29 protein-coding genes and 1 pseudogene are annotated in these 25,517 nt (G+C 37.4%); 5 read left to right on the plus strand and 25 right to left on the minus strand.

Translation table 11 applies throughout. From position 1 onward, the window contains the following. Positions 1-21 precede the first annotated feature (21 nt). Positions 22-1,127, plus strand: a protein-coding gene (locus Q9317_RS06835) for an IS3 family transposase (RefSeq protein WP_089180059.1) whose coding sequence is annotated in 2 segments (ribosomal slippage) — positions 22-298 and positions 298-1,127 — 1,107 coding nt in all. Because the reading frame shifts where the segments join, the coding sequence is not laid out codon by codon here. A gap of 48 nt (positions 1,128-1,175) precedes the next feature. Here Q9317_RS06835 and Q9317_RS06840 read toward each other — a convergent pair. Next, a pseudogene (locus Q9317_RS06840) lies at positions 1,176-1,502 on the minus strand (helix-turn-helix domain-containing protein); the annotation flags it as partial. 211 nt (positions 1,503-1,713) lie between these two features. On the opposite strand from Q9317_RS06840, the gene Q9317_RS06845 reads away from it, so the two are divergent. After that, positions 1,714-1,998 (plus strand): DUF3270 domain-containing protein, encoded by a 285-nt coding sequence (locus Q9317_RS06845; protein ID WP_003101260.1) that lies wholly within the window; start codon positions 1,714-1,716, stop codon positions 1,996-1,998. Positions 1,999-2,050: 52 nt separating this feature from the next. On the opposite strand, the gene Q9317_RS06850 is transcribed toward Q9317_RS06845, so the two are convergent. From Q9317_RS06850 to Q9317_RS06925, 16 genes are all read right to left on the minus strand, one after another. Beyond that, entirely contained in the window at positions 2,051-2,524 is a 474-nt protein-coding gene (locus Q9317_RS06850; protein ID WP_003101262.1) for a YtxH domain-containing protein, read from the minus strand. Beyond that, complete coding sequence (locus Q9317_RS06855) at positions 2,517-2,924, minus strand: DUF948 domain-containing protein (RefSeq protein WP_003101264.1); 408 nt, start codon at positions 2,922-2,924, stop codon at positions 2,517-2,519. Before Q9317_RS06855 ends, Q9317_RS06850 begins: the two co-directional genes overlap by 8 nt. A 17-nt stretch (positions 2,925-2,941) precedes the next feature. Then, entirely contained in the window at positions 2,942-3,721 is a 780-nt protein-coding gene (lgt, locus tag Q9317_RS06860; protein ID WP_003101266.1) for a prolipoprotein diacylglyceryl transferase, read from the minus strand. Further along, positions 3,718-4,650, minus strand: a complete 933-nt coding sequence (gene hprK / locus Q9317_RS06865) for an HPr(Ser) kinase/phosphatase (RefSeq protein WP_003101270.1) — start codon at positions 4,648-4,650, stop codon at positions 3,718-3,720. The genes lgt and hprK overlap by 4 nt, the downstream gene beginning before the upstream one ends. 131 nt (positions 4,651-4,781) lie before the next feature. Then, positions 4,782-5,051, minus strand: coding sequence for a PspC domain-containing protein (locus Q9317_RS06870; RefSeq protein ID WP_003101272.1), 270 nt, complete (start codon positions 5,049-5,051; stop codon positions 4,782-4,784). Between the two features lie 55 nt (positions 5,052-5,106). Beyond that, entirely contained in the window at positions 5,107-5,550 is a 444-nt protein-coding gene (locus Q9317_RS06875; protein ID WP_003101273.1) for a SprT family protein, read from the minus strand. After that, the gene (locus Q9317_RS06880; protein ID WP_003101276.1) at positions 5,537-7,669 is read right to left on the minus strand and encodes a Tex family protein; all 2,133 of its coding nucleotides are present in this window, start codon (positions 7,667-7,669) and stop codon (positions 5,537-5,539) included. The genes Q9317_RS06875 and Q9317_RS06880 overlap by 14 nt, the downstream gene beginning before the upstream one ends. Positions 7,670-7,823: 154 nt before the next feature. Continuing rightward, positions 7,824-8,297, minus strand: coding sequence for a hypothetical protein (locus Q9317_RS06885; RefSeq protein WP_003101277.1), 474 nt, complete (start codon positions 8,295-8,297; stop codon positions 7,824-7,826). A 206-nt stretch (positions 8,298-8,503) separates the two neighbouring features. Next, positions 8,504-9,157 carry a phosphate signaling complex protein PhoU gene (gene phoU, locus Q9317_RS06890; protein ID WP_003101279.1) on the minus strand — a complete coding sequence of 218 codons (654 nt, stop codon included), beginning with the start codon at positions 9,155-9,157 and terminating at the stop codon, positions 8,504-8,506. A 13-nt stretch (positions 9,158-9,170) separates the two neighbouring features. Further along, positions 9,171-9,782, minus strand: coding sequence for a phosphate ABC transporter ATP-binding protein (locus tag Q9317_RS06895; RefSeq protein ID WP_016356076.1), 612 nt, complete (start codon positions 9,780-9,782; stop codon positions 9,171-9,173). Positions 9,783-9,784: 2 nt separating this feature from the next. Continuing rightward, on the minus strand, positions 9,785-10,600 hold the full coding sequence (gene pstA / locus Q9317_RS06900; RefSeq protein WP_121791527.1) for a phosphate ABC transporter permease PstA: 816 nt from the start codon (positions 10,598-10,600) through the stop codon (positions 9,785-9,787). Beyond that, the gene (gene pstC, locus Q9317_RS06905) at positions 10,593-11,456 is read right to left on the minus strand and encodes a phosphate ABC transporter permease subunit PstC (RefSeq protein WP_003101285.1); all 864 of its coding nucleotides are present in this window, start codon (positions 11,454-11,456) and stop codon (positions 10,593-10,595) included. Before pstC ends, pstA begins: the two co-directional genes overlap by 8 nt. Positions 11,457-11,518: 62 nt before the next feature. Then, positions 11,519-12,394 (minus strand): substrate-binding domain-containing protein, encoded by an 876-nt coding sequence (locus tag Q9317_RS06910; protein WP_305981536.1) that lies wholly within the window; start codon positions 12,392-12,394, stop codon positions 11,519-11,521. 153 nt (positions 12,395-12,547) lie between these two features. Then, positions 12,548-13,876, minus strand: coding sequence for a two-component system histidine kinase PnpS (gene pnpS, locus Q9317_RS06915; protein WP_003101288.1), 1,329 nt, complete (start codon positions 13,874-13,876; stop codon positions 12,548-12,550). Continuing rightward, complete coding sequence (locus tag Q9317_RS06920) at positions 13,860-14,585, minus strand: response regulator transcription factor (protein WP_003101290.1); 726 nt, start codon at positions 14,583-14,585, stop codon at positions 13,860-13,862. Before Q9317_RS06920 ends, pnpS begins: the two co-directional genes overlap by 17 nt. A 95-nt stretch (positions 14,586-14,680) precedes the next feature. Continuing rightward, complete coding sequence (locus Q9317_RS06925; protein ID WP_003101292.1) at positions 14,681-15,064, minus strand: VOC family protein; 384 nt, start codon at positions 15,062-15,064, stop codon at positions 14,681-14,683. Between the two features lie 192 nt (positions 15,065-15,256). Here Q9317_RS06925 and Q9317_RS06930 point away from each other — a divergent pair, with 192 nt between their 5' ends. From Q9317_RS06930 to Q9317_RS06940, 3 genes are read left to right on the plus strand one after another with little or no spacing between them, the layout of a single operon-like run. After that, a complete protein-coding gene (locus Q9317_RS06930; protein ID WP_003101294.1) occupies positions 15,257-15,400 on the plus strand; it encodes an SPJ_0845 family protein in 144 nt (47 codons plus the stop codon). Further along, positions 15,400-16,305, plus strand: a complete 906-nt coding sequence (locus Q9317_RS06935) for a permease (RefSeq protein ID WP_003101296.1) — start codon at positions 15,400-15,402, stop codon at positions 16,303-16,305. The genes Q9317_RS06930 and Q9317_RS06935 overlap by 1 nt, the downstream gene beginning before the upstream one ends. Then, positions 16,302-17,117 carry a TIGR03943 family putative permease subunit gene (locus Q9317_RS06940; protein ID WP_003101297.1) on the plus strand — a complete coding sequence of 272 codons (816 nt, stop codon included), beginning with the start codon at positions 16,302-16,304 and terminating at the stop codon, positions 17,115-17,117. The genes Q9317_RS06935 and Q9317_RS06940 overlap by 4 nt, the downstream gene beginning before the upstream one ends. A 71-nt stretch (positions 17,118-17,188) precedes the next feature. Here the strand turns inward: Q9317_RS06940 and Q9317_RS06945 are convergent, their stop codons facing one another. From Q9317_RS06945 to gmuD, 8 genes are all read right to left on the minus strand, one after another. After that, positions 17,189-17,815, minus strand: coding sequence for an NAD-dependent epimerase/dehydratase family protein (locus Q9317_RS06945; protein ID WP_003101299.1), 627 nt, complete (start codon positions 17,813-17,815; stop codon positions 17,189-17,191). Between the two features lie 286 nt (positions 17,816-18,101). Further along, positions 18,102-19,478, minus strand: a complete 1,377-nt coding sequence (locus Q9317_RS06950) for a PTS sugar transporter subunit IIC (RefSeq protein WP_003101303.1) — start codon at positions 19,476-19,478, stop codon at positions 18,102-18,104. A 307-nt stretch (positions 19,479-19,785) separates the two neighbouring features. Then, positions 19,786-20,220: a DUF3284 domain-containing protein gene (locus tag Q9317_RS06955; RefSeq protein ID WP_003101304.1), complete on the minus strand. Its 435-nt coding sequence runs from the start codon at positions 20,218-20,220 to the stop codon at positions 19,786-19,788. 3 nt (positions 20,221-20,223) lie between these two features. Beyond that, the gene (locus Q9317_RS06960) at positions 20,224-20,550 is read right to left on the minus strand and encodes a PTS sugar transporter subunit IIA (RefSeq protein ID WP_031239276.1); all 327 of its coding nucleotides are present in this window, start codon (positions 20,548-20,550) and stop codon (positions 20,224-20,226) included. Positions 20,551-20,554: 4 nt separating this feature from the next. Further along, on the minus strand, positions 20,555-20,866 hold the full coding sequence (locus Q9317_RS06965; RefSeq protein WP_003101306.1) for a PTS sugar transporter subunit IIB: 312 nt from the start codon (positions 20,864-20,866) through the stop codon (positions 20,555-20,557). A gap of 10 nt (positions 20,867-20,876) precedes the next feature. Beyond that, a complete protein-coding gene (locus tag Q9317_RS06970) occupies positions 20,877-22,874 on the minus strand; it encodes a BglG family transcription antiterminator (protein WP_121791528.1) in 1,998 nt (665 codons plus the stop codon). Positions 22,875-22,985: 111 nt separating this feature from the next. Further along, entirely contained in the window at positions 22,986-24,071 is a 1,086-nt protein-coding gene (locus tag Q9317_RS06975) for a DUF871 domain-containing protein (protein ID WP_003101309.1), read from the minus strand. Between the two features lie 9 nt (positions 24,072-24,080). Then, entirely contained in the window at positions 24,081-25,478 is a 1,398-nt protein-coding gene (gene gmuD / locus Q9317_RS06980) for a glycoside hydrolase family 1 protein (RefSeq protein ID WP_003101311.1), read from the minus strand. Positions 25,479-25,517: the final 39 nt, after the last annotated feature.

The following is a 25,517-nucleotide window of genomic DNA, read 5'->3' on the forward strand; positions in this document are numbered from 1 at the left end:
AAGAAAAACGGGAGAAAAACCATGTCTAGAAAAGTACGTCGTCACTTCACCGATGATTTTAAGCAACAAATTGTGGACCTTTACAATGCTGGTAGAAAGCGTAGCAGCCTCATCAAGGAATACGAGCTAACCCCTTCCACCTTCGATAAGTGGGTTAGACAAGCCAAAACAACTGGTTCATTCAAGTCTGTTGATAATCTGACAGATGAACAGCGGGAGCTAATTGAACTCAGGAAACACAATAAAGAACTCGAAATGCAATTAGATATCCTAAAGCAAGCGGCAGTGATTATGGCACAAAAAGGGAAATAATCACTGCTAATAAGGCTAAATACAGCATTTCAAAGATGTGTCGCTGGCTGAATATGCCACGCTCAAGTTATTACTATCAAGCCGTGGAGTCAGTATCTGAAACGGAGTTTGAAGAAACTATTAAAAGAATTTTCCTCGAGAGCGAGTCCAGATACGGATCCAGAAAAATCAAAATATGCTTGAATAACGAAGGTATCACACTTTCACGGCGTCGGATTCGACGCATTATGAAGCGACTCAATTTGGTTTCTGTTTATCAGAAAGCCACCTTCAAACCACATTCTAGAGGCAAGAATGAAGCCCCTATTCCCAACCACTTAGACAGGCAGTTTAAGCAAGAAAGACCACTACAAGCCTTAGTCACTGACTTAACCTATGTTCGTGTAGGCAATCGTTGGGCTTATGTTTGCCTCATCATTGACCTATACAACCGTGAAATCATCGGCCTGTCTCTTGGTTGGCACAAGACCGCTGAACTCGTTAAGCAAGCCATACAAAGCATCCCTTACGCCCTGACCAAAGTCAAGATGTTCCATTCAGATCGTGGCAAAGAGTTTGATAATCAGTTAATTGATGAAATATTGGAAGCCTTTGGAATCACACGTTCGCTTAGTCAGGCTGGTTGTCCTTATGACAATGCCGTAGCTGAAAGTACGTATCGTGCTTTCAAAATTGAATTTGTTTATCAAGAAACCTTTCAATCGCTGGAAGAACTAGTTCTTAAGACTAAAGACTATGTTCATTGGTGGAATTACCACCGCATTCATGGTAGTCTCAACTACCAAACACCAATGACTAAAAGATTAATTGCCTAGAAAAACACTTTATAAATGTTGTACAGAAAAGTGTTGCCTTTTCACTTTGTTCAAAGGGATTCCTTCTCTAGATTCAACTAAAAGTTTTTCGTAGTTCCTTTGAGCTTGCTTAGCAAGATAGAAGGTCTTCTTGTAACCACAGTTGATCCTCCTCTTTGGACACCCATTACAAACATAGGGAGCTTTTCTTAGTAGCGGACAGTCTAGGCAGTCTTTGGTTGATTCTCTTAGTTGCTTATTTCGTTTGACTTCTTTTGCGATAGTAGTAGGGTGTTTCAGTAGATTAAGCCCGATGGCTTTAAAGGTTTCTCCTCTATCCAAACCAGATTGGATGTCATTACGGTCTGAGAGAGTTAGGTGTTTGTGTTTTGTCATGATGGATAAACTCATTTCTAATCCAAACGTCTCAGACTTAATTCCACCATAAAAATCCTTTTCACACTAACTTCCGGTTTTGGAGGGCAGACGGAACTTACTTTGAGAAATTACTAACTTGTGCTTATTTTGCGAATTTTTTAAAAAACCGTGACAAATAGCTTTTTTTATGGTAAAATGTCTTAGTATCTCAAATAGAAAGGAGAAGACAATGCCAGCTTCATTGAAAAACCATCAAGACTATGATTACGAGCAGTATGACCAATCAGAAACTCCTAAATACCAAGATTTTCAAGAGCTAAACAATCACAGTGCTAAACTAGAAGAACTCTTTTTCTTTGGACGTATTACTATCTTTAGTTTAATTACTGTCTTGTTAGCATTTGCTCTTCTCGCTATGAAACTAGCTCCCTTCTGGGCTTTCTTATTCTCAAGTGCATTAAGCTATGGGCTCACAAGCCTAATAGCCAAAACTCTAAAATCAATGATTGCTTAAAAAAATCTGCTCTTGTGAGCAGATTTTTTTAGTTAGTGATTTGTCGCGAAGACTAGTGTTCAGTTTTTAGGATTTCTTCATCCTCAGGTATTAATACTTCCACTGAATCAGTAGCAAGAACATCATCTTCTTCTAAGGTTTCTTCTTTTTTGGTGATATCAATAATAATATCATCATCATTTTCAACAACAGTATCATCTTCTTCAGCTAAATCTGCTGCCAACTCTGAAAATTTGTGGACAAAATCACTTGTTTTTTCTTTGACCATATCAAAAACTTGATCCTTTGTTAACTCACCAGATTCAAATTTTTGTTTATAGTCATTGAAGGTTTCTTTAGCAAGATGTGTATATTCTTGCCCTTTTTCTTTGGCCATTTGATGATAATCATCTGGATTTTCCTTGTAGGCTTCGATAGCTTTTTCAACCCGTGTTTTAACTTTTTTACCTTGTTCAGTTGATAAAAAATACGCAGTAGCAACACCTGTTGCAGTACCAATAACTAATGATTTAAAAAAATTACCCATTTTTTTTCTCCTTTTTAGTGAATACTTTTGAAGCAACTTTTCCAACTAGAGCAGCCTTACTAACCTTTGTCACAGCCCCTGATGCACCAGATGCTTTTTTACCAATGTTTCGCGCTTGATGATTTAAGTCTGAAACACTTTCTGATAAATCAGCAATGGCTACAAAAAGAGGATCAATGGTTGCCACTTTTCCAGTAACATCTTCCACCAATACATTAGCTTTAGCCAAAATTTCATTAGTTTGGTAAAGGCTAACATTGACATCGCTAGTTAATAGAGAGATTGTTTTTTTCGTTTCTTCAATGGTTTCTGAAACTTTTTTCAAAACAATGATTAAAAAGATTACTAAAGCAACAAATGCTAGTGCAATAATAATCAATGCAATTCCTACTAAATCCATATTTTTCTCCTTTTCCCTTATTCCTGATAATAAGGAATTCCTTGGCGTCTACGTCTGACAAGAACAAAGGTAATGCCTGTCACAATCAAAATTGCTGATAAAATCTGCGATACGCGTAGCCCCATTAACATCAAACTGTCTGTACGCATACCTTCAATAATCATACGGCCCAAGCCATACCAAATCAGGTAAAAAGCAAGGACTTCACCTTCTTTAAGCAACTTCCTTTTACGTCTTAATACCATGATGATCACAAATCCCACTAAATTCCAAAGGGATTCATATAAAAAAGTAGGCTGACGGTAATGCCCTTCAATAAACATTTGTTTCTGAATAAATTCTGGTAGGTAATTAAGGCTTTTAACTGCCTTACCATATGCTTCTTGATTAACAAAATTTCCCCAACGACCAATAGCTTGTGCAATCATAACTGCTGGGGCGATAATATCAAGAAAAGCAATGGGGTTAATAACCTTATAATAAGAGTAAATCAGCAGAACCAATACTCCTGTTAACAAGCCTCCATAGATAGCAATACCACCATTCCAAATGGCAAAAATCTCAGTCAAATGTTGGCTGTAATAGGACCATTCAAAAAGAACGTAATAAATTCTAGCCCCTAAAATAGCCAGCGGAAAGGCAATTAAGACAAAATCAATGACATCATCACTGGTGATTTTTTTTCGGGGAGCTTCTTTGGTAACAAGATAAACAGCTAGCAGTAAGCCAAGCATAATACACAGTGCATACCAATGAATCGCAAAGGGACCAATTTTTAGTGCAATGGGATCAATCATGGTCTGTCCTCATTTTGGCTAATCAAGTTGGTTAGACGATCTTCAAATGTCTTAGTGGCATCAAAGCCCATTTGTTTTGCTCGGTAGTTCATAGCCGCAGCTTCAATAACAACCGAAACGTTACGACCAGTTTTCACTGGAATTCTGATCCTTGGAATTCTAACACCCGCAAACTCAATGTCCTCATTTCCATTTCCTAAACGGTCAAAAACTTTGCCAGCTTCATAATTTTCAAGGTAGATGGCCAGTTGAACTTGTGATGACCCTTTAACGGCGCTTGCGCCATAAAGAGACATGACATCAATAATACCAACTCCACGAATTTCTAAGAGATGTCGCAAAATTTCAGCAGGTTCTCCCCAAAGGGTCTCCTCATCTTTGGCATAAACATCAACACGGTCATCTGCAACCAATCGATGCCCACGTTTGACAAGTTCCAAACCAGTTTCACTTTTACCAATACCAGAATCTCCTTGAATAAGAACACCCATTCCATAAATGTCCATTAAAACACCATGAACACTGGTACGTTCTGCCAAAGAAGCATCCAAATAGTAAGAAATACTTCCTGCCAAACGACTGGTCGAAATTTTACTCTTAAGAAGAGAAATGCCTTCTTCTTTTGCAGCTCGAAGCATCTCATCTGGAATTGATAAATCACGTGATACAATAACCGCTGGGGTATCTGCTTTAAACATTTCTTTTAAGACAGAATAACGATTATGAGAAGTCATGGTTGTTAAATAGGACCATTCTTTCATCCCAAATAATTGAATACGTTCTGGGGAATAATAGTCAAAGTAACCTGTCATTTCAAGACCAGGACGTGAAATATCAGAAGTTGAAATGATTTTACTTAGCAGTTCATCTGTGCTGTAAATGACTTCAAGTTTAACCTTATCAACTAACATTTTTACTGTTACTGTCATAATTTCTCCTTTTACACATTATAACATATAAAAGGCTTATGGCTAAATCTTTGACTGTCTAATCCGAAAAAAATGATAGTTAAAAAGGTCTTGAAGAACATTGCCTTAAGACCTGATTTTAAAAGGGTTTCTTACCAAAACCAACCATCATCACCATTTACTGGATCTGCATCTTTACGACGTCTTGGGCCATTGCCGTGTCGTCTTGCAATTACATCTTCTTTGTAGGGTAAGAAAATTGCTAGCAAGATGTAAATAATAACCCCAAATCCCGATGCATACATTAACACACCAATGAGGATGCGAGCTACTAATAAATCCCAACCGTATTTATCTGCTAAACCAGCGACAACACCAGCAAGTAGGCGATTTTTTCGTTGCTTGTAAAATTGAGTTTCCATCCTATCCCTCCTATTCTATCTATTTGTATTATAAATGATGGACGGGCAAAAAAAATCAGACTTTTGACTGATTTTTTAAGCTTATCTTACCATGGCAGTTACCACAAAAATACTTATTGGTATTTATTTTTCGTTTGCGTTTAAAAAGGTGATGACACCTTAAACATTCATAAAGCCAATAAGTCTGATGACGCGTTGAACAAGGAGCATATCTTAGACCGTCTACTGCTTTTAAGAGGTCCTTGAATGCCTTGTCTTTATGCTTATAGCCTTGCCCTTGAAAATAAAGGTGATAATGACAGAGTTCATGTCTGACAATCTGTCGAAAAATGGCTATCCCAAATTCTTCTAGTAGGGCTGGGTTAAAATCAAGATGACCATCTTGTGGGAAAAATCGTCCCCCTGTCGTTCTTAATCTAGTATTCCATTTTGCCTGATGGTGAAAAACCTTCCCGAAGTCTTCAAGGGAGACTTCTTTAACATATTCAGTGAGATTCATTTGGCGCTAAAAGGCTTAAATTGACTTTATGTCTTGTCAAATCAATTTTAGAAACATAAACCGTAACCAAATCACCAACTGAAAGTACTTGGCTAGGATGGTTAACAAAGGTTTTACTCATTTCAGAAATATGAATAAGGCCATCTTCATGAACACCAATATCAACAAAAGCCCCAAAATCAACAATGTTTCGAACAGTACCTTCTAATTTTTGACCAATTACTAAGTCTTTAAGGTCAAGAACATCTTGTCTAAGAACAGGAGCTTTGAAATCGTCACGAAGGTCACGTCCTGGTTTTAAGAGGTCTGCTACGATATCTGTTAAGGTTTCAAAACCAATCTCAAGTTGTGCTGCCATCTCTTTAAGGTTGAGGGCTTGCAACTTTGCTTTTGCCTCATCATCAAGTGTTTTAATCGCCAAAAGCTTAAAGAGTTGCTTAACTGCTGGGTAAGATTCTGGATGAACACCTGTATTATCTAAAATGTTTTTAGCATTTGGAATGCGCAAAAATCCAGCAGCTTGTTCAAAGGCTTTTGCCCCAAGACGAGGAACTTTTTTGATTTCTGCACGTGATGTAATCATGCCATTTTCTTCACGGTATTTAACAATATTTTCAGAAATTGACTTGTTTAAGCCTGAAACATGAGCCAATAAAACAGAACTTGCGGTATTGATATTAACACCAACTTGGTTAACAACAGTATCCACAACGAAGTCAAGATTTTCTGATAATTTTTTCTGACTAACATCATGTTGATACTGCCCAACACCAATAGATTTAGGATCAATTTTAACCAATTCAGCAAGAGGATCTTGGAGACGTCTTGCTATTGAAATGGCAGAGCGTTTTTCAACAGTTAGGTCTGGAAACTCATGTCTTGCCAGTTCAGAAGCTGAATAAACTGAGGCTCCGCTTTCATTGACAATAACGTAGGACGTGTTTGGGAAGTCCTTAAGAATATCAACCACAAAAGCTTCGCTTTCTCGACTAGCCGTCCCATTACCAATAGCAATAATTTCAATGTGATAAGTGGCGATGATTTCTGCCAATTCTTCTTTGGCTTTTTCAATTTTTGCTTGACTTGCAGGAGCAACCGGGTAAATGACATGTGTCGTCATTAATTTTCCAGTCTGATCTACGACAGCTAACTTGGCACCCGTTCGAAAGGCCGGGTCAAAGCCTAAAACCATTTTGCCTTTTAAAGGAGAAACCAATAAAAGGTTGCGTAGGTTTTCAGAAAAGAGCTTAATAGCTCCATCTTCTGCCGCCTCAGTTAATTCCGTTCTGATACGGCGCTCCATAGCTGGAACAATTTTTTTCTTAAGGGTTTGGGAAATAAGGTCTTCAATGTAGGCATTTTTTTCTTTAAAACGAACACTGTAGAAACGCTGCATTTTATCAATGTTATGCTCAAAATTGACTTTTAAGATTCCTAATTTTTCACCACGGTTCAAAGCCAAGGTACGATAACCTTGCATTTTAGAAATCTTATCTGAAAAATCATAATAGATTTGGAAGACTTCTTTGTCATCCAAACTTTGGTCTTTGACTGTTGATGTGATATGGCTGTAATTCCAAATCTCATTATAAGTCCAAGAGCGAAGTTTCGTATCTTCTGATAAAGCTTCAACAAGAATATCTACAGCTCCTGCTAAGGCAGCTTCAGGACTTGTAAAGTTTTCAGATAGAAAATTTTCAGCCTCTTTTTCTAAATTCTTTGCATTTTGTAAAATGAATCGTGCCAGAGGAAATAGCCCTGCTTCACGCGCAATAGTCGCTTTGGTTCGGCGTTTTTCTTTGTAAGGGAGGTAAAGTTCTTCCAATTCAGCCATTTTTTCTGAAGCTAGAATTGAAGCTTTTAAAGTGTCGGTTAATTTGCCTTGTTCTTCAATTTTACCCAAAATGGTTTCTTTTCGCTCTTCAAGGTTACGAATAGATCTTTCCAAATCTATAATGGCCTTGATTTCCACTTCATCAAGATTGCCTGTAACTTCTTTACGGTAACGGGCAATAAAGGGAATGGTATTTCCTTCAGCTGTCAAAGCCAAGACCTGTTCAATTTGTTTTTCTGAAATTGACAAATCGCTTGCAATTTTTGTAATAAATGTATTTTCCATAATATCCCTATTATATCATAACTTATTTTAGAAAGCGCTTAAATAGAATAAGCTTCCACTGTTTTACTAACTAAAAAACACCTTTAGCAATCTGTAAAACAGAAAAACTAAAAGTGTTCACTGGGTGAATCAAGATGATGAGTTTTAATAAAAATTATCGGCGACGGTAATATTTATTAATTTCTTTTTTAAGATTATCAAGTGCTCTTTCTTTGTTAATCCCTTGAGCGTAAGGAATACCTGTTAAATCAAAATGCAAGCGCTTATAGAGTCTTGTTCCAATTCTTCCTTTATTTTTACCTTCTTCAAGGAGTTGCTCTAATTCTTTATACTTCGCATCAACACCTTGTGCTGCTGACTCCTCTCTTTTGGCTTCTGCTACTACTGTACGAATTGTACTATAATCAGAAAAATTATTGATGCTTTTTTCATATCTGCTTTTATTTTTATCTGTTATTGAGTATTGTTTTACTCGATCTATATTATCTCGTTTAAATTGGTTCAAGCTTCGTTCAGTAGAACTCAAACTTCCTCTGTTCCATTGATAAGCCTCTACTGTTCCGACTGTTCCTAATAGTGTTGTTCCCATCATGAGTGCTGCTGCACTTGCTAAAATAACTTTTTTCATTGTTATTTCCTTTCTTTCTAGCTATAGCTGTTTTTGTATTTGGCATCACTTTTTCTTTTGATGCTTTTTTAGTATAACACTTCTCTTTTCTTTTTTCAATTTAATGAGTTTATTGTGAGTTTAAGATTAGGTTTTTATTATTTTGTTTTAAAGTTTGAAAATCCCATCTGCTCTAACAACAAAAAAGACGCTTAACGCGTCCATTCTTAGTTTAATTCTACAAGCTCACCTGTTTCTAGGTAGACTAAGCGTTCACAGATGTTTGCGATGTAATCTGCAAAGCGTTCAATGTGACCAATCATATAAAGGTATTGCGCTCCGTTACGAACAGATGTTTCTTGTTCTTTCATCAGGCTTAAGATTTCCTTTGAAATATTGTAGTAGAGGGCATCGATAGCTTGGTCTTCTTCTGCAATGGCAATTGCTTTGTCAGATTGACGAATTGGAAAGACCACTAGCAAATCAGCTAACATCTTAAGGGCTTTTTGACCAGCTTCGTGAATGTTTTCTTCTATGTTATCAAGGCTATCGCTTTCTTTTAAATGAAGAACATTTCGCGCTATGCCTGCCATATGATCACCCATACGTTCTAAATCTGAACAGGCGGACATCACCGTTAAAACAAAGCGTAAATCAGTCACTTGAGGTTGTTGTAAGGCTAAGATGCGGGCGCAAGCCATTTCAATATCCAATTGGGCCTGATTGATTTTACCGTCTGCTGCGATAATCAACTCAGCCATCTCCATATCCTTGGCTGCTAAAGCCAACAAAGCTTTTGATGCCGCTTCAAGAACACTATGGCCCATATCCAAAAATGTTTGTTCAAGAACCTGTAATTCTAAGTCAAATTGTTCTCTCATAACCTACCCTCTCTTATCCAAAACGCCCTGAAATATAGTCTTCTGTACGTTTATCCTGTGGATTTGTAAAAATATCAAGTGTATCTCCAAACTCGCAGATTTCGCCTGTTAAAAAGAAGGCTGTTTTGTCTGAAATGCGTGAAGCTTGCTGCATGTTATGGGTCACAATAATGATTGTGTAGTCCTTTTTAAGTTGCTGAATCAAGTCTTCAATTTTCAAGGTTGAAATAGGATCCAAAGCAGATGTTGGCTCATCCATTAAGAGAATATCAGGCTTCACAGCAAGAGCTCTAGCAATGCAAAGGCGTTGCTGTTGGCCACCTGAAAGTGACATGGCAAAAGGATTGGGTTGTTGAAATACCATCCCTACACGCTTACGCAAACTATTAAGATTCATTGTTTTGCTGTAGATATCATCTTGATCAAGCAAGACTTGTCCTTCAACGCGACATGAAGGCACCAAATCATTCATGCGATTTAATGTTTTTAAGAAAGTCGACTTTCCACAACCAGATGGTCCAATAAGGGCTGTAATTTGCCCTTGTGGCAAGTCAATTGAAATATTTTTTAGGGCTTTAAAGTCCCCATAGTATAGGTCTAAATGTTTAACGGAAAAAGTTCCCATTCCTAAGAGGCTCCTTTCACAAGTCGGTGTGATACTAAACTCGATAGTGCATTAATCAACAAAACAGTAATGATAAGAATGACACCTGTTGCATAGGCTTCCTTAACGTGTAGCCCTTCACTAGATAGCATATACATGTGTAGGGCAAGTGAGCGGCCAGAAGACAGCAAGCTTGTTGGTGTATTTGTTGAAGTTCCTAAAGTATACATGAGTGCTGCTGTTTCACCAACAATACGACCAATGGCAAGAATGACACCTGATAAGATACCAGGCATTGCAACTGGTAAAACAATCTTAAAGACCGTTCTTAATTTACCAGCACCTAAGCCAAAACTGGCTTGGCGCATACTGTCGTCAACAGAAAGCAAGGCTTCTTCGGTCAATCTGATAATCAGAGGCAAAACCATAATCACAGACGTTAAAATACCAGATAATAGTGAGTATTGAAAACCAAGAAAGACAACAAAGAAGAGCATGCCAAAGAGACCAAAAACAATGGATGGAATTCCAGATAAGGTATCTGAAGCTAGACGCATGATTTTAACCCATAAAGAGCCTTTTTTGGCATATTCAACCAAGTAGAATCCTGCAAAAATACCAATTGGCAGTGCTAATAATAGTGAGCCAAACACTAAAATGACTGTTGAAATAATAGCAGGCATTAAGGACACATTCTCACTGGTATAAGTCCATGAAAAAAGTTGAGGGGTCAGATTTGGTAAGCCTCTCACTAAAATAAAGCCAATAATGAGAAAAAGAGAGCCAAAAGTTACTAATGAAAAGAAATAGACTAAAGCCTTTAAAAGATATTTACTCATGCACGGATTTTCCTTTCATATAGGCAAAGCAAGCATTAATGATTAAAATGAAAACAAAAAGAATAGCCGAGGTTGCAATAAGTGCTTCTCTATGTTGACCTGAGGCGTAAGCCATTTCAAGCACAATGTTAGTCGTCATTGTCCTTGTTCCTTCAAAAATTCCTGAAGGAAGGATTGGTTGGTTCCCTGCAACCAGAATGACTGCCATGGTTTCGCCAATAGCACGACCAATTCCTAAAATAATAGCCGAGAAAATACCAGATTTTGCTGCTGGTAAGATCACACGAAAGATGGTTCTTTCATGACTTGCCCCTAAAGCTAAACTTCCAGAATAATAAGTAGCTGGTACTGTTCGGATGGCTGATTCTGACAGGCTAATAATCGTTGGAAGCACCATAATTCCCAATAAGAGCGAAGCCGTTAAAACACTCATGCCGTTACCAGAAAATGTTCTTATCCATGGCACCATTAATTGTAGGCCGAAGAATCCATAAACAATAGAAGGAATAGCCGCCATCATATTAATAGCTGATTTTAAGAATTTATAGAGTCCTTTTGGGCAATAGTAAACCATAAAGACAGAGGTCAAAATTCCTGTTGGAACTCCTACAAGAATGGCTCCTAGTGTGATCAAGAGTGAACCCACAATCATGGGTAAGATGCCAAAACTTGCTGGATTATTAGATGGAGACCAATCTTTGCCAAATAAAAAATTTGTCAGGCCATATTTTGCTATGAAAGGCAAGCCATTCATAAAAATAAAGACACAAATGAGGAGTATGGCAACGATTGCTGTTGCCGCACTAAGAAAGAAGATAAGTCTGAAAAAGTCCTCTTTTAATGCTTGTTTTTTCACTAGTTGTCCTTTCTAAACAATGAAAGTAAGGGAAGCTTCAACTTCCCAGACTTTCTGAAGGGTTAGTTTACTTTATCCCAGCTATTTACTTTTCCAGTAAAGACATCTGCGATAGCTTTCATGCTAATAGCATCTATTTTGCTATCTTTATTAACCACAACTGCAATTCCATCTAAGGCAATCGCGTCATGTTTTAAGCCTTTTCCTTCTTCTGGGGTCAATTCACGCGAAACCATTCCAATATCTGCTGTTTTTTCTTGGGTTGCTGTAATTCCAGCTGATGAGCCATTAGCGGTGATGGCTATGGTCACATCTGGATTTTCTTTTTTATAGGCTTCAACTAATTTTTCCATTAATGGTGCAACTGATGTTGAGCCAACAATTGACAATTTCCCTGATAATTTTTGTGAACTGTATGCTGTTACTTCTGTTTTAGCCTCTACAAATTTGTTTTTGCTCACGACTGCTTGGCCTTCTTTTGAATGAATAAAGCTTACAAAATCTTTACCTAGACCAGAGAGTTGGTCTGTAAAGACAATATTAAAGGGACGTTGCAGAGGGTATTCTCCATCAAGAACAGTTTGTGAACTTGCTTTAACACCGTCTACTTTAAGGGCTTTGATATGATCGTTTAATAACCCTAAGGAAATATAACCCACTGCTTGTGGATTGCCTGAAACTGCTGAGATAACCCCTTCTGTACTATTTTGAACGACTGCCGATTTTGAGGTGTTATCAATCTCTTTGCCCTTATCTTTTTTCTTAATGCCAGTAATTTCTGTAAAAGCTCCACGTGTTCCTGAGCCATCTTCACGGGTGATAACTTCGATTTTTCCAGATGATGTCGCAGAGGACTGACTGCTATTGTTACCACAAGCGGCAAGTCCAAAAGCAGTTACTGAAAGGGCTACGAGAGAAAGCATTTTTGTCATTTTCATAATGATCACCTTTATCATATTGATTTTTTTGATGTAGTTTTGCTACACCTATAGGATACCAAGCTTTTGTAAAAGTTCTTTGTGGATTCCTGTAAAGATTTTGTAAAGATTAAAAAAACAGCTATTCTCATAACTAGAGAATAACTGCTTTTATTATATTTCAATAAGTTCTTTTGGAAATTCTAAGGTAAACTGACTGCCTCTACCAAGCTGGCTTTTAACACTGACTTGTCCTCCTAAAAGCTGACTAAGCTCTTTGACAATAGATAAACCTAGACCTGTTCCGCCACTCTGACGGCTACGCCCTTTATTGACTCGATAAAAGCGTTCAAAAATACGATCAATTTCCAATTGACTAATACCTATTCCAGTATCTGAGATGCTTAAAGCAATGCTCTTTTGCAAACATTGACTGGAAATGGTAATACTTCCCCCCTCATCGGTGTACCTAACAGCATTGGTTAAAAGATTCAAGACCATTTGGGATAATAAATACTTATCTGTTTTAAGCGTTATATCTTCAGATAAGTCAAAGAATAAGTGGAGTTGTTTAGCCTCTATTTGAGGTTTAATACTATTAGCCATATAATGCAAAAAGGTATTTAAGGAAAAAGAAGACTCTTGAAGCTGTGTTTTTTTAACTTTTGATAGGGTTAACATATGTTCGACAATATGCTCAAGACGAAGACTTTCATTGTAAATAATATCTAAAAACTCATTTTTTAAGTCACTTTCATCCTCTGGCATGCCTTTAACAGTCTCAGCAAATCCTTTAATTGAGGTCACAGGGGTCCGTAATTCGTGCGAAGCATTTGTCACAAAATCCAAATTAAGTTTTTCATAGGTTCTGATAGTGGTTAAGTCATAAATCAGGACCAAAACTTGATCAAGGCTATTTCCTAAATTAAGAATTGGTACTGCTGTCACTTCTAAAATCAAATCGTCATCATGAAAACCTTTAAGCTCTTTTTTCCGACTTTCTTTGCAATCAAAAACCTCTGTAATCAAAGCCTTGATATCCATGCGGCTAATATCAGAAAACTCTTTGAATGGCGCTTGCCCTCCTGGAAAAAAATGAGGCAATGAGGCACTCTGTAGTAAAATCTCCTTATTAGCATCTACTAAGAGAATTCCCATGGTTAGGTGAGATAGCAAAGCTTCTAAGTTATCAGATAGTTGATGACCTTTTGCTTTCTCTTCTTTTAGTTGCTTTGTCATCTGGCTAAGCTGCTGTAAAAGTGCTCTCAGATCACCTTGATCATCTGGGAGAAAAGTAGGAGAGCCTGAAAAATGAAAGGCTTGAATAGCTTGAAATTGCTTTTCCCAAGCAAATAATCGCCTTAAGGGAATGCTCATTAAAGCAAGAAGTATCCCCCCTATCATGACTAGTAGCCATTGATTTTGAGCAAAAAATAGACAGGCTCCTAAACTCATCATCAGTAGGACCATTAAAGCTGTTAACTGTTTAAGATTTTGTAGCATCCTTCATCTCCTTAAACTGATAGCCATAGCCCCTGATTGTTTTAATCATCTCTGGATTTTTAGGATCATCTTCAATTTTGTCTCTTAATTTTCCAATATGAACATCTACTAAACGTGTTTCTTGGCCAAAGTCATACCCCCAAATCCGTTCTAAAAGTCGTTCTCTTGTTAAGGTCATATTGGGATGTTTGACTAAATACATTAACAGTTCATACTCTTTTGGGGTTAAGGAAATCAAGTCTTGCTCTTTGTAAACTTCATTTCTTTCAGGGTAAATGACCAAGTCATTGACCAAGAATCGCTGGTCAGCGAAGCCAAACTCTTCTTGTTGGCTGTCGTCTTTTCCTGTTCGTCTTAAAATAGCTTTTACACGCGCCAGCAATTCCCTTGGACTAAAGGGTTTTGTCATGTAATCATCAGCTCCTAGTTCTAAGGCTAGGACCTTGTCAAATTCTTCCCCTTTAGCTGATACCATCATAATAGGGGTCTTACTATTTTTAGCTCTGATACGTTTACAGACCTCAATACCGTCCAATTGGGGCAACATGATGTCTAACAAAATGAAGTCATAACTTTCTGTTTCAGCTAATTTTAGTGCTGATCTGCCATCTGTTGCTGTGTCAATACTAAAGCCTTCCTTGCTGAGATGATAGTCTAATAAACGTAAGATGTGCTCTTCGTCGTCTACTAATAAAACTGTCTTTTTCATTTAAGTCTCCTATACTGCACATTATAGCATATTTCCAAAAAATGACAGCGGTCAACTGTCTCAATCAAAAAACAGTAGAGGGACTGTTTTTCGCTTTAAATGGTCACTTCAATTTTGTTTCCTTCTGGGTCTGTGATAACTGCTTCATAATAGCCATCTCCTGTTGTTCTAGGACCATTTTCGATTGGGTAACCTTTGTCTTGCATGGCATAAGCAAAGGCATCAACCTTTTCTCTTGAGCCAAGGCTAAAAGCCAAGTGGGCCAGCCCAAACTGATTGTGGTCTTGCTTATTAAGCCCTTCTTTGTGCATTAACTCTAATCGAGTCCCTTGACCAAAATTTAAAAAATAAGAAGAAAATCCTGTTTTGGGATTGTGATATCGTTTTGTTGCTTGCGCTTCAAAATACTGACAATAAAACTCTTTCATAGCTTCAAGATTATTTACCCATAGTCCAATATGTTCAATAGAAACCTTCATATTATTACCTCACCTTTTTGAAAACTAGTATAGCCTATTTAAAATCAAAAGTCTGATATTAACAACTGAACATCTGATACTATTTGATGAAGTGCTCGTAAAATCCCAAAACAAGTCAGCAACTTTTTACATTGTCATTTCAAGTTAAATGATAGTATAATAGAGCTACTATATAGAAAGTTGGTGTTTTACATGGCAATCACACATAAAAAAAATGATCAATTAGAAAAAATGATGGCAAATTTTGCTCATATCCCGAGCTTTGACAAGCCTCTAGAAGTTGATGCTGATGGTAAACTTATTGACCAAAAAAACAATCAGGAAAGTCAAAACTGATGTCAGTGTTTTCACAACTTCCTGCCAGTGTCTTACAGTGGTTTGCCATTTTCTTGTCAATTATTATTGAGGCACTGCCATTTGTTCTTCTTGGCACTATTTTTTCTGGTGCAATTGAAGTCTTTGTTACACCAGACCGTGTTCAGCATTATTTGCCAAAAGGAAAAGTCGCAAGAATTCTTTTTGGAACCTTTGTTGGTTTTGTTTTTCCTTCCTGTGAATGTGGGATTATTCCCATCATCAACCGTTTTTTGGAGAAGAAAGTTCCCAGCTACACTGCGATTCCATTTTTAGCGACAGCTCCGATTATTAATCCAATTGTACTTTTTGCCACCTATTCTGCTTTTGGAAACTCCCTAAGATTTCTCTTTTTGAGGTTATTGGGTGCTATTGTTGTTGCAGTTGCTCTTGGTATCTTACTTGCCTTTTTTGCAGATGACACTATTTTAAAAGAAACAGCTAGTCCCATGCATTATCATGACTATTCTTCAGATTCCTTTTGGAAAAAAGTTTATTTGGCACTTGTTCATGCTATTGACGAGTTTTTTGATGCAGGTCGGTATTTGATTTTTGGAAGTTTAATTGCTTCTGCTATGCAAATCTATGTTCCTACTCGCGTTTTAACGACTATCGGTCATAGCCCTCTGACAGCTATCTTAATTATGATGCTTTTAGCCTTTATTCTCTCACTGTGTAGTGAAGCTGATGCCTTTATTGGAGCATCTTTATTATCTACTTTTGGTGTCACCCCTGTTTTAGCCTTTCTATTAATTGGACCAATGGTTGACATTAAAAACCTTATGATGATGGCTAAATCCTTTAAGAAGACCTTTATTGTTCAGTTCGTTGGAGTATCAACAAGTATTATTATTGTCTATTGTTTACTAGTGGGGGTGATGGGATGATTCGTTTTCTAGTTTTAGCAGCCTATTTTGAATTAACCATGTACTTGCAATTATCTGGCAAATTGGATCAGTATATCAATATTAAATACTCTTATTTGGCATATATTTCTATGGCCTTATCCTTTCTATTAGCACTTGTTCAACTATATACGTGGATGAAAAATATTAAGGTACACAGTCACTTGCATGGGAAATTAGCGAAAGTAACCAGCCCTATGATTCTAATCATTCCTGTTTTTATTGGCTTATTAGTCCCTACGGTAAGTCTTGACTCAACAACTGTTTCTGCTAAAGGCTACCATTTTCCACTTGCAGCAGGAACCAGTACAACTGGTCTGAGTGATGACGGTGCTAGAGTACAATACCTTAAACCAGATACTTCCTTATATTTTACAAAGTCAGCCTATCAGCGGGAAATGCATAAGGAATTGCAAGCCTTCAAGGGCAATCAACCTGTCAAAATAACCACTCAAAATTACATGCAAATTATGGAATTGATTTACCTTTACCCAGATGACTTTGCTAATCGTGATATTGAATATACTGGTTTTGTCTATAGAGAACCCGGTCATGATGATTCTCAATTCCTCTTTAGATTTGGTATCATTCATTGTATTGCCGACTCCGGAGTCTACGGTCTTTTAACAAAAGGGGGCAAAGCAAACTATCCAAACAACACTTGGCTTACTGTTAAGGGGAAAATTCATACAGAATACCATAAAGCCCTAGATCAAAACTTGCCAGTCTTAGAAATTGAAAGTGTTCATCAAACGCAAAAACCTGACAATCCTTATGTCTATCGTGTTTTTTAAACCATAAAAAAAGTCATTTCAGTCTTATTTTCTGAAGTGACTTTTTTTGTTGACAAGTAGCCTCTAAGGCATTAAGCTGACGTTTTTCCTCTTAAGTCTTCTAATGTCAAAAGTTTTTGCTCAGGGAATCTTGTAATGGTATCAGATATGGTAATTGCAACATCACTAACCTTCAAAGGGTAAATCATACTGGTAAAGTGATGAATGAAAGGGAGAGGATCAAGCAGTTGCAAACAGTTAGCTTGAATCCGTGAAGCTTTGCGGTTTCCTCCATAAAGCAAGCCAGGTCTTACAATAAGATACCTTAGCCCACTTGTTTGAATAAGGTCTTCTGCTTTCCTTTTGCTTTTGAGATAAGCAGGGTAGCCAGCATTTGCAGAAATAAAAACCATTTTAGGAATGCTATAGGATTGGCAAAGACTTATGCAAGCTTTAAGAGCAACTATATTTAACTTGTTTAGCTCACTTGGTTTAATGGCCCCAACACAATTAATAAGAAGGTCAAACCAATCATCTTCTAAGACAATCTCATCTTCTTTAAGTAAATCGCCTTTAATATAAGATAACTTATCTGAGGCAAAGAGTGCCCCGTCTCCTGGATGCCTCGAAAGATAACTTACCCGATGCCCTTTTTTAAGCAACTCTTCAATCAAGTGTCTGCCAAGAAAACCACTGCCGCCTACAACTAATATGTTCATCTCATCATCTCCTTCTTGTTCCTTTAGTATAAAATCTTATGCCTATCCTGTCAAAATATCGACTTAGGTCCATCATATCTTCTGTTGTGACAATTTGAAAAACCAACCTATAGAAAGGCTGGTTAAAAGGTTGAGACTTATTGTTTCTTTTTTAATTGATAATAGCCAACTCCAATACAGAAAAGTCCTGTTGCAATGTGGGGATACTTATTGCCAAGCAAAGGACTAATTGCCATGAGAAAAAAACCTAAGGCCATAAGAAATGTGGCACCATTTTTTTCCTTCATTAGCTATCACTCGCTCTTTCTTTGTTAGCTGAGATAACAAAGGGTGTCCAAATGAGAAAGGCTACAAACAAGTTAAAAAGAGAAACTAAAGCAGCCATAAGATTACCACCTGTTGCTAAAAATGCATATAAGACTGGTGGAGTAATCCATGGAACAGGTGTAAAAACTGGCGGAATAAGTCCTGCTGCTGTTGCCAGATAGGCAATTGTCGCGCAAATAGGAGGTGTGATTAACCACGGAATAGCAAAGCTTGGATTCAAAACAATAGGAATACCAAATGTGATTGGTTCATTGATGTTAAAAATCCCCATTGGGGCAGACAATTTTGCAACAGTTTTATGTTCTTCCCGTTTTGAGAAAAGAAATATAGCAATAATAAATGCAAGTGTCACCCCTGAACCGCCCATTTGAGCATAGGCATCAAAAGAGCCACGTGTCCATAAGTAAGGTAAATGTGCTGCACTATGAGCACTATTATAAGCAGCTGTATTTTCAGTAAGTGCTACTAAGTAAACACCATCAAGAATTGGTGCTAAAACATTGTGACCATGAATACCAAAGAACCATAAGAGCTGAACCAAGAAGGTTAAGATGATAACAGAGCCCAAACCTTGGGAGAGACCTAGCAATGGCACTTGGATAAATTTTGAAATCAAATCATTAAGTGCCATACCTGACATGGCAAAGATAAGGTAGGCTACAATTGAAGTAACATAGATGGCTGCTGTTCCAGGAATAATAGCTGCAAAGGCTTTATTAACTGCAGGTGGTACCGTGTCAGGCATCTTAATAATGATATGGCGTTTTGTCAGTGCCGCATAAACAAAAGTTGCCAAGAATCCTACAAAGAGAGCCGTAAAGAGGCCTGTTGCACCAGCATATTTAAGAGCAATCGCTCCCCACTGACTGACTTCTAAATTCGAAACACCATTTCCTTTTGTTACTGTCAATCCCAAATCTTTTAAGCCAGAAAGCAAACTAGCATTAGCATCCGTAAGCGGTGTTGCTATTGTCAAAGTTTGAGGAATGGTTGAAACAAAAGCAGCAAATGAAATGAGGCCACCTGCCAAAGGATTAACCTTGTGCATGATTGAAAGGTGGTAACCAAGTGCAAAAGCAAAGACAAGAGCCATAATCCCAATTGTCCCAAAATAGACATAACCATTAATGTCAATGATTGGTTTCATCGCTGTAGCAAACCCAGTCCACTTCATGTTAGTTGGAATATCCCGTAAAAAGACATTCAATAATACTGCGACAGACCCTGCCATAGTAATTGGCATCATTGAGATAAAAGAATCACGAATAGCTACCAGGTGCCGTTGTGATCCCATTTTCCCTGAAATTTCCATAAACTTATCAGAAAAATGTGACATATTTTTTCTCCTAAAATTTTTATTCCCTAAAATAAACAATTTCCCATTACAAATATGAACAATCCTTTTTGCAATGAGCTTTGCCAATCTTCCTTTTCGTTCACTCCTAGTTTTCTCTTTACTTCTTTTTGACCCCTTTAAGAAAAAGGCATCCCACTAGCCGCTATAGGAAGGGGCTAAATAGGAAGGAGGAGTTGACCAGAGATAACTGTTACGAAAGTTGCTTGGCAGTTCTAATAGCTTTTTTGTGATGACTCCTTTCTAAAGGGTAAATGATTAATAGCCCTTAAGCATTCAAAATCACTTGTTAGACCATTGTTTTGGCATAGTTAACTAGAGCTTGAAGTTGAGCTTGTGTTTGCTTTTGTAAACTTTTTTTCAAGAGAATCTGCATTAAAAATTGATTGGCCTTCTGAAAAATATCTTCTGAGATCATCTCAAATTCATAGACAATAGCCGTTTTTTGATGTCCTAAATCCTCTAAACGGTAACTTAATTGTTTAAGTCCACGGTTTGAACTAAAACAAGCTGCATACTTTTTGGGAGCTTCAAATGCTGTTACTGTGACACGAACATTATGTTGATTGTTCTTTCCATAATGTTTAATGTAAGTCAAACCTTCTCGTAACTGCTCAGGTTGCAAGTGTGTCAAAGTATTTTGATGATAGTCCTCCATCAACGATAAGCTAATGGCTTTAAACAGTTGATTCCTTGAAACATCCACTTCTTTTCTAATAATCATCTCTTAGCCTTTCTGCTCAGCCATTTTTTCGTAAATTGTAACAAGCTCTTTCGCTAGATCAATGAAGGAGAGGGCTGTCATCATGTGGTCTTGACCGTGCACCATCAATAAGGAGAGTTCAACAGAATTTCCAGATGCCTCCTGTGCTAGTAAACCTGTCTGAGATTGATGGGCAATGGTCAGTGATTGGTTAGCCTCTTGAAGCAAGTGATGTGCTTCTTCAAAATACCCATCTCTAGCTGCATGAATAGCCTCTACCGCTTTACCTTTTGCCTCACCACCATACATGATCAGACCCATGATTGCTTCTAAGTTAGATGGTTCAGACATCATTTCAGTCCTCCATCATTTTAAAAGCTGTTTCAAGCACTTTAGCACCATTCATCAGTCCGTAATCTGCCATATTGATAGCATCAACTTTAATTTCTGGCTCATATTTTGCTTTATAGTCTTTCAATAAGAATTTAACCTGAGGCCCTAACAGAAGAACGTCAACTGGTTTAGCTGCTACTTCTGCATCAGCTTCTGAAACTGGAACTGCCCAAATATCTGCTTCAAGCCCCTCTTCTTCGGCTGCTTTTTGCATTTTTGTTACCAACATACTGGTTGACATACCTGCATTGCAAACTAACATAATGTGTTTCATATTTCTTCTCCTATAATTCTGTCATAATTGTGGTAAATAGTGTTATGAGGTGTTGATAAGTTGGCTCTTGCATGAACTGTTTTTGAAGTTTTGGGGCATTGACAAAGCTCACTAAGCTAGGTGAGATATATTTTAAATGCCCATTTGTACCTTTTGAGGGGGATAATAAAAAGATAAATCTCACTTCTTGATGGTCTTTATCCCAATAAATAGGGTCTTTACAAACAGCAACAACAACCTGCTCAGTATATGTTCTTGGACTGGCAGGATGAGGAAAGGCTAAAACATCGCCATAAACAATAGAACTATAACTTTCTCTCAGTTTGACTTGCTCTTGAAAGTCTTGAATAAAGTTCGCATGACTTGCTTCTTCCAAACAATGAATCATGGTTTTGAGGGCTTGCTCTTTTGTTAGAGGCTCTTCAAAATAAAGAACAGCCTTTTCCTTGAAAACAGCCTTGGCAATTTTTTCTGCCTCTTTAAGTGTCATCTTGTTTAGAGAGATGTCATCTTTGACAAGCCGTTCTTTGTCACCAATAAACTGACGAATTTCCTCTATATTTTGTTCAGACAATAAGACACTAACCGTAATAACAGGTGTCAAAAACAGCATTTGTGACAGGCTAATCGATGAAATAATTAAGTCAATTGTGTGAAGAGCTTTTTCGCTTATTTCATAATAGCTGACCACATCTACAATTTTCAATCTGCCTTTGAATTCTTTTTCGAGTCGATTTTTTAACATCATGGCACTACCGTAACCAGTAGCACAAACAACCAGGACCCTTAATTTATTTCTGTTAGAATAGCGTTCAATGGCTGCTAGAACATGAAGGACAATATAGGCCCATTCGTCATCACAGACTTGATAAGAGGCTAATTCTGGCATCTGTGAAAATGCAGATTTGGTTAAAGCAAAAACTTCGGGGTAATTGCTTTTAACATCATTTGTTAAAGGATTAGTTAACGGAATCTTGTTTTCTAGTCGCGTTGTTAAAGGCAACATATGTGCTCTAAGACCATTGAGTAACTGATGATCTCCTTGAAATTTCATACCTGTTTGCCAGGCTGCTTTTTCAATACATTGGCGCAAATGACGAGACAAACTATCCTCATGACCACAAGCAAGAACAGCATCACTAACGGAGTGTTTTACTTTTAAGTGTAGAGCAATATAATTGGCTTCTTCTTTGGGAAAATGTATTCCCATTGCTTCTTCAACCCTATTTAAAATGTTCAATGCCACTTGGTATTCAATAGACTCTTGGATGTCTTCAGAAATTGGAAAACCTTCCAGCTGATTTCCAGAGTGAATCCGTTGGACCATTAAAGCAATGTGTAAAACTAAATTATGCATGACAAAGTCTGATAATTTGAGTTTGGCATCCCGGCAAGCATCTAAGACAAAAATGGTAATTTCAGCAAAGTTCACATCATCAAGAAAACTATTTTCCACCATGGCATACATAGACTCATTAAAACTATTGACAAAAAAGTAGTCCATAATAAAATGCCTAATATCTGCTTCTTTGCCCTGTAACTGCACACATTTACTATTACTAGTTAAGCTAATCCCATATAGGGCTAATTGTTTTTTGATGTCACTTAGTACTGTTTTTAAGGTTGTCTGACTGATGTATAGTTCTTGACAAAGGCTAGCAAAATCTTGAACGGCATCTTCAAAACATAGTTTGTTTAAAAGGTAATACTCTCTATCAACAGCTTCTTCTAGCTGTGTAACATCATCAAGTCTTTTCTTTGTTCTTATGGTTTCTTGCCAAAACATATCAAACTCCATAGGCCGCTCTATTGTCATGCAATAGCCATAGCCTTGTTTGGAATTAATTCTCGCCCCATATTCTGGTAAGATAGCAATAATATTCTTTAGGTATTTTCTAATGGTACGGTCACTAGATCCTAGCTCATTGGCTAGTGTGCCACTGGAAACATAACTTCTTTCTCGGCTGAGTAAAAATGCTACTATGGCCATTTCTTTTTTAGATAGCATTATCCCTCCTCTTTTTTAGAAAACCTTTTCTTTATACTTCTAGTTTAGCAAAAACATGGCAAATAAGGTGACCATGTTTTTCCGTATCGATAATGAATCTTAGTCTGTTGATTACCGTTCCAATCGAAAACTTTGCCAAGGCTTTAATTGGTCTAGCAAGGGTAAATAGGCTTGATCAATTTCTGCAACAAGGTTTGCCTTAGGGCTAATAGTAAAAGACTTGAGAGCAATTTGCAATTCACCTTTATAGCGCTTATAAGCATCATTATCAATAATAATACTGCCGCGTTTAACTACTTTTGATTGGTCACGCGCTGCTATTGATTCATCTGCATAAGCTAGTCGTGGCATTGTTGAGCGAACAACATAAGACGAAATATCACCACGGTAGACGTGCTCAAAATCAATAATGTTTTTTTCCACATCTGTTAACTCAACTAAAGGCTTAATTTTTAGTGTCATGTCCTTGCGAGAGACTGCAATAGAGCACTCTTTCAATTCTTCTTCTGAAATGAATTGATTCGATAAAAGCAAGTTATCAATTGTTCCTAGGGCTTTCATCATTTCAACTTGAAGGTTTAAAGGCAAATGTCTATAATCTTCTACTGTCGGTAATCCTTCTGAAAGTGGCCACGGCCCTTCTGTGGCTGATTGGGCTGAAATAAATGCTGCCGTTTCAATGCCCATATCATGATAACATTGGGACATCTTTTTAAAATGCTCAAGCGAAAGACCTGTGAATTCATGTGGGTAAAAATTGTGACAACCGATGATATTTTCTCGGTTTGCGCAGCCATGAAGTAATGCTGTTAACAGTTTATCATCAGTACTCATGTTCAATTCAATCTTAATACCGTAGGGATTATTGCTTAAGGCAATCATCTCATTTAGAGGCAAGGCCTCATCAAGGCGAACTCCTGCTAAACCAAAATCATGAGCATTTTTAATGAGACTAGTCTTCCAACCAGTTTGTTCAAGAAATTCTGGACTGATATCTGCAATGACTTTAATTCCCAAACGGTTTGCATAAGCCACTAACTCGCGGTAAAGTGAAAATACGGATTGATCAGTTGGGCTTAGTTGCAAGAAACTCATGAAGAGTCGCTTTGCTCCGTATTTGTGCAAGAGTCGCATATAGGCTTTGCTGTCTTCAAGTGAGTGTTGTTCTGGGTAAAGTGAAAATCCTAATGTTACCATGCCAATCTCCTATTTGCTAAATCCATTGTGTTTACTGAGTTCTCTAAACCATAATCCTGATTTTTTGATGCTACGTTTTTGTGTTTTTAAATCAAGTGCCACCAAACCGTAGCGGTTTTTATAAGCATTCAACCAAGACCAACAATCAATGAAGGTCCATAAGAGATAACCTTGGCAATTTGCACCTGCTTGGATTGCTTTGTGTAAGGCAATCAGGTGATCCTCAATAAAAGTAATCCGGTAATCATCCTGAATTTGGCCATCTTTTTTAAAGGCGTCTTCACCTTCAACCCCCATACCATTTTCTGTTACCAGCCAGTCAATATTGCCATAATTTTCTTTGAGGTTAATAGCAATATCGTAGAGGCCTTGCTCATAAATTTCCCATCCTCTATGAGGGTTCATTTTCTTGCCAGGCATATCATAATGTTCAAAAAATGCTGCTGGAGTTACTGGTTTTCCCTTGTCATTACAATTTTTCGGAGCTTTTACGCGCAAGGGTTGATAATAATTGACACCCAAAAAATCAACGGTATTTTCCTTGATTAGCATTAATTCTTCTTCAGTATAATCTGGTAACAGGTTTTCTTTAGCAAGTATCTTTGTTAATTCTTTAGGATAGCAGCCTAAAACAGACGGGTCAAGAAAGCTTTTGGTTTGAAAAAGTTCTGCAATTTGTGCTGCTTTGACATCTTCTTGGCTCTTACTTCTTGGATAAGCAGGAGTCAGATTTAAGACGATACTAATACGGTGATCCTTATGCATTTCATGGCATGCTTTAATAGCTAAAGCACTTGCCAATTGTGTATTGTAGGCCACTTGAACAGCTGCTTTCATGTCCATTTTACAGGGATAGTGGTAATCACCAAGGTAGCCACATTCTACTGGAACAATAGGTTCATTAAAAGTAATCCAAGTATCCACCAAGTCTCCAAAAAGCTTAAAGCAAAGGCGAGCATACTGTTCATAGGCAAAAACAGTTTCCTTATTTTCCCAGCCTCCTTTTTCTTGCAAGGCATAAGGAATGTCAAAATGATAAAGGTTAACAATTGCTTTAATCCCTTGAGCCTGGATTTCCTTGAAAACATCGCGATAAAAAGCAAGCGCTTTGTCATTAACCTCACCAATCCCAGTTGGGATTAAACGAGACCACTGAATAGATGTTCTAAAAACGGTATGACCCGTTTCTTTTAATAAAGCAATATCACTTTTGTAGTTCTTGTAAAAAGTTGACGTTTGAGATGGGCCAATCTGGTCATGAAATTTCTCTGGAGCAATACTAAACCAATAGTCCCAGTTATTCATCCCTTTACCATCTCCTAAAGCTCTTCCTTCACTTTGTGGGCCAGATGTTGAGCTTCCCCATAGAAAGCCATCTGGAAATTGATAATGTGTTTTTTCTGACATTACTATTTTCCCTTCTTTTCAGAATTATTAATACTCTTA

Source organism: Streptococcus iniae (assembly GCF_030732225.1).
Classification (GTDB): domain Bacteria; phylum Bacillota; class Bacilli; order Lactobacillales; family Streptococcaceae; genus Streptococcus; species Streptococcus iniae.